The sequence below is a fragment of the Streptomyces boluensis genome (genome assembly GCF_009908195.1).
GTDB classification, from domain to species: Bacteria; Actinomycetota; Actinomycetes; order Streptomycetales; family Streptomycetaceae; genus Streptomyces; species Streptomyces boluensis.
Genome location: NZ_JAAAHS010000369.1, coordinates 1 through 7,598 on the forward strand (window position 1 = coordinate 1; position 7,598 = coordinate 7,598).

7 protein-coding genes are annotated in these 7,598 nt (G+C 70.0%); 5 read left to right on the forward strand and 2 right to left on the reverse strand.

Features of this window, described 5'->3' with window-relative positions; all coding sequences use genetic code 11:
- Positions 1-1,111 (reverse strand): winged helix DNA-binding domain-containing protein (locus tag GUY60_RS30995; protein WP_161703843.1); only part of this gene is annotated, 1,111 nt, incomplete at its 3' end.
- A 66-nt stretch (positions 1,112-1,177) separates the two neighbouring features.
- On the opposite strand from GUY60_RS30995, the gene GUY60_RS31000 reads away from it, so the two are divergent.
- Positions 1,178-1,594, forward strand: a complete 417-nt coding sequence (locus GUY60_RS31000) for a winged helix-turn-helix transcriptional regulator (RefSeq protein ID WP_161703845.1) — start codon at positions 1,178-1,180, stop codon at positions 1,592-1,594.
- A gap of 281 nt (positions 1,595-1,875) precedes the next feature.
- On the forward strand, positions 1,876-2,628 hold the full coding sequence (locus GUY60_RS31005) for a prepilin peptidase (protein ID WP_161703847.1): 753 nt from the start codon (positions 1,876-1,878) through the stop codon (positions 2,626-2,628).
- A gap of 167 nt (positions 2,629-2,795) precedes the next feature.
- On the opposite strand, the gene mgrA is transcribed toward GUY60_RS31005, so the two are convergent.
- Entirely contained in the window at positions 2,796-3,833 is a 1,038-nt protein-coding gene (gene mgrA / locus GUY60_RS31010; protein WP_161703849.1) for an L-glyceraldehyde 3-phosphate reductase, read from the reverse strand.
- Positions 3,834-3,947: 114 nt separating this feature from the next.
- On the opposite strand from mgrA, the gene GUY60_RS31015 reads away from it, so the two are divergent.
- From GUY60_RS31015 to GUY60_RS31025, 3 genes are all read left to right on the forward strand, one after another.
- Positions 3,948-4,709 (forward strand): isoprenyl transferase, encoded by a 762-nt coding sequence (locus tag GUY60_RS31015; RefSeq protein WP_161703851.1) that lies wholly within the window; start codon positions 3,948-3,950, stop codon positions 4,707-4,709.
- Between the two features lie 309 nt (positions 4,710-5,018).
- Positions 5,019-6,341 carry an RNA 5'-3' helicase PhoH2 gene (gene phoH2, locus GUY60_RS31020; protein ID WP_161703853.1) on the forward strand — a complete coding sequence of 441 codons (1,323 nt, stop codon included), beginning with the start codon at positions 5,019-5,021 and terminating at the stop codon, positions 6,339-6,341.
- Positions 6,342-6,769: 428 nt separating this feature from the next.
- Positions 6,770-7,480 carry an aggregation-promoting factor C-terminal-like domain-containing protein gene (locus GUY60_RS31025; RefSeq protein WP_446697009.1) on the forward strand — a complete coding sequence of 237 codons (711 nt, stop codon included), beginning with the start codon at positions 6,770-6,772 and terminating at the stop codon, positions 7,478-7,480.
- Positions 7,481-7,598 lie beyond the last annotated feature (118 nt).

The window sequence follows — 7,598 nt, forward strand, 5'->3', positions numbered from 1 at the left end:
CCTCAAGCGCGTCCCCCACCCGCCGCACGCACCGCTCCAACTCCCGTACCCGGCCCGGCGCGAGCGGCCGCAGCGGCTCGACCGTGACCGCGATCCGGCGCCCCGAGCGGCGCTGGTGCCAGACCCCGGCGACCTCGTCGTCGACCAGGAGCAGCGGGTAGTTGCCCGCCTGCCCCCGGGCGAGGGCGCGGGTGCGGGCCGGGCCCGGGAACAGCCGCTCCCTCGGGTACGCGGCGATCCCGAACGCGTCGAAGTAGGGGAGCAGCCACACCCCGCGTACCGGCTCCTCGGCGAACTCCGTGTCCCCGGCGTCGACCCAGGCGTCCTCGCCCTCGAAGTCGACCCGCTCGATCCGCCCGCCGAGTGAGCCGAACAGGTCGACGGCCCAACTCGGGGACATGGCAAGCCACTTGGCGAAGGACTGCGGCGTCGCCGGACCGTAGGCGCGCAGATAGCGCCCCACGAGCTCGGCGAGGGCCGCGTCACCGGCCTCGGGCACCACCCCGCGCGGCCGGGTGTACGTCACCTGGCGCCCCCGGTTCGGGCCGAAGCAGAGGGCGCCCCGGTGCGACGCCGTGTGCGTCGCGGAGCGCCAGCGCGGCCACATGCCCTGGAACGCGGGCATCGTCAGCTCCCCGGCCCACGGCCCGGTACGCGCCACGATCGCCTCGGTCAGCTCGTCGGCGGTCAGACACACCCCGTCCAGGGCGTCCCCGATCGCGGCGACCACCTCGTCGGTCTGCCGCACGGTGAGCCGTACGCCGTCGGCCGCGACGTTCCGCCCGGCGGGCAGCGCCGACAACGCGCCGGTCCACAGCGGCAGTTCGGCGGTCGGCAGCAGATGAACGGTGCCGCGCGGCCCGTACGTCTTCGTCAGCGTCCCGGCCTCCCACAGCGCGGCCCGTACGTCCGCCCTGGTCGCCTCGGTGTGCCGCACGCTCAGCGAGAGTTCGGCGGCCGACAGCACCTGCGCGTGCGCGCCGAGCAGGGCACTCGCCGTACGCGCCAGGTCGTCGGGCGCGGAGCCCTCGGCGGGCGCGGCGAGGAACTGCCGGGTGAGGCGCCGGGAATGGGCGGCGGCCCAGGTGACGCTGACAGTGCTGGTAGTCATGGTGCGAGTATCGGCGGGAGCAGGGCGGCCGCACGGCGAACCCGCCCACAGGGACGAGGAGTTGGCATGGCCAGGACGCAGGGGCGCTATGTGTGCGGCATCGACGCGGCGGTCGACGTGGTGGGCGGCAAGTGGAAGCCGATGATCCTGTGGGCGCTGTACGACCACGGCAAGCTGCGCTTCGGCGAGCTGCGCCGCGAGGTCGTCGGGGTCACCGAGAAGGTGCTGACCCAGCAGCTCAAGGAGATGGAGGCGGACGGCATCGTGCACCGCGAGGTCTACCGCGAAGTCCCGCCCCGCGTCGAGTACTCGATGACGGACCTCGGCGAGAAGCTGAACGCCGCACTGCTGCCGCTCGGCCTGTGGGGCGACACCTTTATGGAGCGCATCGTCGCCAACAAGGAGAAGGCGGAAGCCGAGCAGGCGAAGGCGGAAGCCGCTTCGAAGGAGGCGGCGGCCGAGAAGCATCGCCTGACGGCCTGAAAGTCGGGCGATACGGGCAAACTTGGACAAGCCGCCCTCTTCGATTCCGCATCGTTATCTGAACCGCTCGATCCGCATGTAGCGATCACGTAAGTTCAGACCAAGGCTAATTCGCGTCGGCAAAGCCGCGCGGTGCGGCACCGTGAGGTGGAGGGGGCCACACGGTGCCGCAAGCCTTCTCCCGCCGCAGCCCCACGCGCAGTTGCCGCAATTCCCACACGCGGTTGTCGCAGTTCCACGCACCGCTGTCGCAGCTCCGCGCGCCGCCCTAAAGTGCACCCGTGCCCGCGCTGCTCCCCGCCCTCGCCGCCGTCTACGGCGTACTCGCCGGAACCCTGCTGCCCCGCGCCGCACACCGCCTCGCCGTCGCGCCCGGCGAACCCTGGCGCACCGCTTGCCCGCAGGGCCACCTGCTCACCGGTCCCGCGTACGGCTGGCTCGGCGCCGCGCGCTGCCTCAACTGCCCGCCGCCCGCCGCCCGTTGGTACGGCCCGAGCACCCCGCTGCTCGCCACCGTCACCGCCCTGCTGTGCGCGGCCCTCGCCGCCGCCACGGGCCCGCGCCCCGAACTCGCCGTCTGGCTGGCCCTCGTCCCCTTCGGCGTCCTGCTCGCCGCCGTCGACCACGCCGTGCACCGGCTGCCCGACCTGCTCACCCTGCCACTGGCCGCCGCCGCCCTCACCCTGCTCGGCGCCGCCGCCGCACTCGACGGCGCGGGCGGCTCCTGGCCGGGCGCACTCCTCGGCGGGCTCGCGCTCGGCGGCACGTACTTCCTGCTGTTCCTGGCCCACCCCAGCGGCATGGGCTTCGGCGACGTCAAGCTGGCGCTCGCCCTCGGTATAGCCCTTGGGTGGTACGGCTGGGGCGTGCTGATCCTCGGCTTCACCGCAGGCGTCGGCTACGGCGGCGCACACGCCCTCACCCTGGTCCTGCGCGGCCGCGCAAGCCGCCGCACCGCCATGCCGCTCGGCCCCAGCATGCTCGCCGGAACCGCCACCGGACTGCTCTGCGGCGCGCTCCTCACCTCACGCTGAGACACCGCGCCGCGCCGCTGCACGCCACCGCGCTCACGACGGGTTATGGTGGAAACCCCCCCTCGGGCCGGTCCATCTCCCCCCCATGGACCGGCCCGTTTTTTCATGCCCGCGGCCGATCCCGCCGCCGCAGCGGCCCCCCACCGCGTGACCGCATGACCGTGTGACTACTTCCGCCCGGCCCAGATGTTCGTGCCCGGCGTGGACACCGCGAACGTGTCGATCTCCGTGAGCTCCTCGCCGGTGAGCTTCGCTCCGTCGAGCGCCGCCACGTTCTCCTCCAGCTGCTTCACGCTGGAGGCACCGATCAGCGCCGACGTCATCCGCTCGTCCCGCAGCACCCAGTTGAGCGCCAACTGCGCGAGCGACTGGCCGCGCCGGGCCGCGATGTCGTTCAGCCCGTTCAGACGCCGCACGACCTCGTCGCTCAGCAGGTTCGGGTCGAGGGACTTGCCCTGCGTGGCACGCGAACCCTCCGGGATGCCGTTCAGGTACTTGCCGGTCAGCAGGCCCTGCGCGAGCGGCACGAACGAGATGCAGCCCATGCCCGCCTCCTCCAGGACATCGAGCAGGCCGTCGTCCTCGGTCCAGCGGTTGATCATCGAGTACGAGGGCTGGTGGATCAGCGGCCGTACGCCCATCTCCCGCAGGATCCGCGCCGCCTCCCGCGTCTGCTCCGCGGTGTACGACGAGACACCCACGTACAGCGCCTTGCCCTGCTGCACCGCCGACGCCAGGGCGCCCATGGTCTCTTCGAGCGGGGTGTCCGGGTCGAAGCGGTGCGAGTAGAAGACGTCGACGTAGTCCACGCCCATCCGCTTCAGGGACGCGTCCAGGGACGACATCAGGTACTTGCGCGAACCCCACTCGCCGTACGGGCCGGGGTGCATCAGATAGCCGGCCTTGGTGGAAAGGACCAGCTCGTCCCGGTACGGCGCGAAATCCTGCTTCAGGAGCTTGCCGAAGTTCAGCTCCGCCGAGCCGGGCGGCGGGCCGTAGTTGTTCGCCAGGTCGAAGTGCGTGACGCCCAGGTCGAAGGCGCGGCGCAGGATCGCCCGCTGGTTGTCGAGGCTCTTGTCGTCGCCGAAGTTGTGCCACAGGCCCAGCGAGATCGCGGGCAGCTTCAGGCCGGAGTGACCGGTTCGCCGGTACTCCATCGCCTCGTAACGGTCACCGGCGGCGCGGTACACACGGTTGTCGTTCATGGGTACGAAGCTACCTTCAGGCAGGAGGAACCCTTGGACGGCGACTGTCGCGACCGACGGTAAGGTGGCGCCTTCGGGGGCGCATCTGACATCTGCACGGAGGGGCTGAAGAGAGTGAACCTGCGCGACCTGGTGTACGGGCTCTACGCACGCCGGGTGGAAGGCCGCCTCGACCACTCCGCGGTGCCGAAGCACATCGGCGTCATCATGGACGGCAACCGCCGCTGGGCCAAGGCGGCGGGCAGCACGGCCGTGCGCGGCCACCAGGCCGGCGCCGAGAAGATCTCCGAGTTCCTCGGCTGGTGCTCGGAGACCGATGTCGAGGTCGTCACCCTCTGGCTGCTCTCCACGGACAACTTCGACCGCCCGGCGGACGAGCTGGGCCCGCTCCTCGGCATCATCGAGGACGTCGTCCGCACCCTCGCCTCCGACGGCCGCTGGCGCGTGCACCACGTCGGTACGCCGGACATCCTGCCCCCGGCGATGCGGAACACGCTCAAGGAGGCCGAGGACACCACCGCGCACGTCGACGGAATAGTCGTCAATGTCGCGGTCGGGTACGGCGGTCGCCAGGAGATCGCCGACGCGGTCCGCTCGATGCTCCTCGACCACGCGGAGAAGGGCACCTCCATGGAGGGGCTCGCCGAGGTCGTCGACACCGACCTGATCGGCCGCCACCTCTACACCAGCGACCAGCCCGACCCGGACCTCGTCATCCGCACCAGCGGCGAGCAGCGGCTCTCCGGGTTCATGCTCTGGCAGACCGCCCACTCCGAGTACTACTTCTGCGAAGTGTTCTGGCCCGCCTTCCGCAAGGTGGACTTCCTCCGCGCCCTCCGCGACTACGCGGCACGGCACCGGCGCTACGGCAGCTGACCCGCGCTGAGCGCCCGGCCCGTGCTGGGGCCGGGTCACCGGACGTTCATCGATCTGTCGTCGTACCGCATTGCATGGCTGACCGCGTTCGAGGGAATACCCAAGCCAAGTGACCCCCCGGCCAGGGGAGTCGCACCTCAGCGGGTGGCATGGGGCCGCCCGCCCGGGAGGCCCTTTGCACCAGAAGGCCCGTACTCGTTACGGACTCGTGGAGGGCCGGCGCTCGGCCCGCGCAAGGTGGTCCGAGCCCGGTCCATGCAACCGCGACGCCGTCGCTCCCCTACCTCTTCCGAGGGGGTACGTCCTTCCGTGGTGACCAGCACAAAGCGCCGCACTCCCGATAGGCGCACTTACGTTCTCGACACCAGCGTGCTGCTGGCTGACCCGAACGCCATGAACCGCTTCGACGAACACGAAGTAGTGCTTCCGATCGTGGTGGTCACGGAACTCGAGGCCAAGCGGCATCATCCCGAACTCGGTTACTTCGCCCGGCAGGCCCTGCGCCTGCTCGACGACTGCCGGATCAGGCACGGGCGTCTCGACGCCCCCATCCCGATCGGCGAACTGGGCGGGACGCTGCGCGTCGAACTCAACCACTCGGATCCCGGCGTGCTTCCGGCCGGCTATCGAATGGGGGACAACGACTCCCGCATCCTCGCGGTCGCCCGCAACCTGCAGGCCGAGGGGTACGACGTCACTGTCGTCTCCAAGGACCTGCCGCTGCGGATCAAGGCGTCCTCGGTCGGTCTGCTCGCCGAGGAGTACCGCGCGGAGCTAGCGATCACGGACTCCGGCTGGACCGGAATGTCCGAACTCGCCCTCTCCGGTGAGCAGGTGGACCTCCTCTTCGAGCAGGACACCCTGTACGTACCGGAGGCCGCGGAGCTGCCCGTGCACACCGGGCTCATGTTGCAGTCGGAGCGCGGCAAGGCCCTCGGCCGGGTCACGCCCGAGGGCAACGTCCGCCTGGTGCGCGGCGATCGGGAGGCCTTCGGCCTCAAGGGCCGCAGCGCCGAACAGCGCATCGCCCTCGACATGCTGCTCGACCCGGACATCGGCATCATGTCGATGGGCGGCCGGGCGGGCACCGGAAAGTCGGCGCTCGCGCTCTGCGCGGGACTCGACGCGGTGCTCGAACGCAGGCAGCACCAGAAGGTGATGGTCTTCCGGCCGCTGTACGCGGTGGGCGGTCAGGAACTCGGCTATCTGCCCGGCAGCGAGGCCGAGAAGATGGGCCCCTGGGCCCAGGCGGTCTTCGACACGCTCTCCGCGGTCACCAGCCGCGACGTCATCGAGGAGGTCACGGCCCGCGGCATGCTGGAGGTCCTGCCGCTCACCCATATCCGGGGCCGTTCGCTGCACGACGCGTTCGTCATCGTCGACGAGGCCCAGTCCCTGGAGCGGAACGTCCTGCTGACCGTGCTGTCCAGGATCGGGGCCAACTCCCGTGTCGTCCTCACCCATGACGTCGCCCAGCGCGACAACCTCAGGGTGGGGCGGTACGACGGAGTCGTCGCCGTCGTCGAGAAACTGAAGGGCCATCCGCTCTTCGCCCATGTGACGCTGACCCGCTCCGAGCGCTCGCAGATCGCGGCGCTCGTGACCGAAATGCTGGAGGACGGTCACATCTGAGGGGTCCTGTCCCGAATTCGGGCGCTGTCCCGAAATGCAGTAGCTACGCGGTAGTTGACGCCGCCCGGCGAGCGAAAGAGCTTAGCCGGGCGGCGTTGTGCCGTACGCGCATTTCCTCAAAACTCCTGAGGCAAACGGGGTGTGAGCTTTCACACGCAACACAGAATTGCCTCCCGGCGTCCCGTTCCGGCAGAGTCGTGGTCCTGTCAGGCCCCGCATGCGGCACTTGCGCACCCCCAGCGGTGTGGAACAACACCAGAACTTCATAGAGACCGCCGCATGCCACCCGCTTCACAGGAGCTCACTTCCGCAAGGGAGTTGCCCCTGGGGTCCGTGCCGCCCGTGACCATGTATCAGTGGGTGGCCAGCGCCAGGGGCACGATTGCGCCCGAAAGGTCACCGACCGGGCGATGCTGGAAGGAATGCATGTGAGCCGGATTTCGGTCCGGGGATTCGCGGTGGCTTCGGCCACGGCGGTCACCACTGTCGGCGCCGTCGTGGGCGTCGCCTCGGGCGACACCCAGCCCTCCAACGACATGGAGGCCACGGCAGCGTCAGGCGAAGGGACACTCCTCGCTGACATCCCCGCGGGCCAGCAGGCCGAGGTGCAGACCGCATCTCTCGCCCAGCAGGCCGACGCGCAGGCTGTCGCCGCCGATGCCGCAGCACAGAAGTCCGCGGAGGAGTCGGCCCGTAAGCAGGCCGCCGAGGACGCGGTGGCGAAGAAGGAAGCCGCCGAGAAGAAGCTCGCGGACGAGAAGGCAGCCAAGGAGCGCGAGGCCGAGCTCAAGGCCAGCCGCTCCGAAGCACGCGCCGACATCTCGGACATCGCGAAGCAGAGCTCGTACACCGTCGCGGAGACCCAGGCGATCGCTCGCCAGATGGTTCCCGCGGACCAGTTCCAGTGCTTCAGCAACATCGTGGACCACGAGTCCACCTGGAACTACCGGGCCTCCAACCCGTCTTCCGGTGCTTACGGCCTCGTCCAGGCGCTGCCCGGCTCCAAGATGGCTTCCGCCGGCTCCGACTGGCAGACCAACCCGGCCACGCAGATAAAGTGGGGCCTGAACTACATGAACGACCGGTACGGCAGCCCCTGCGGTGCCTGGGACTTCTGGCAGGCCAACAACTGGTACTGAGACACGGGCGTTACGTCCGCAGCTCAACCTTCGCGAAGCCCCTCACCGTCATACGGTGGGGGGCTTCGCACATGTACGGTCATGCCAGACGAGGCCGGAAGTGGCCAGGGATCCGGGG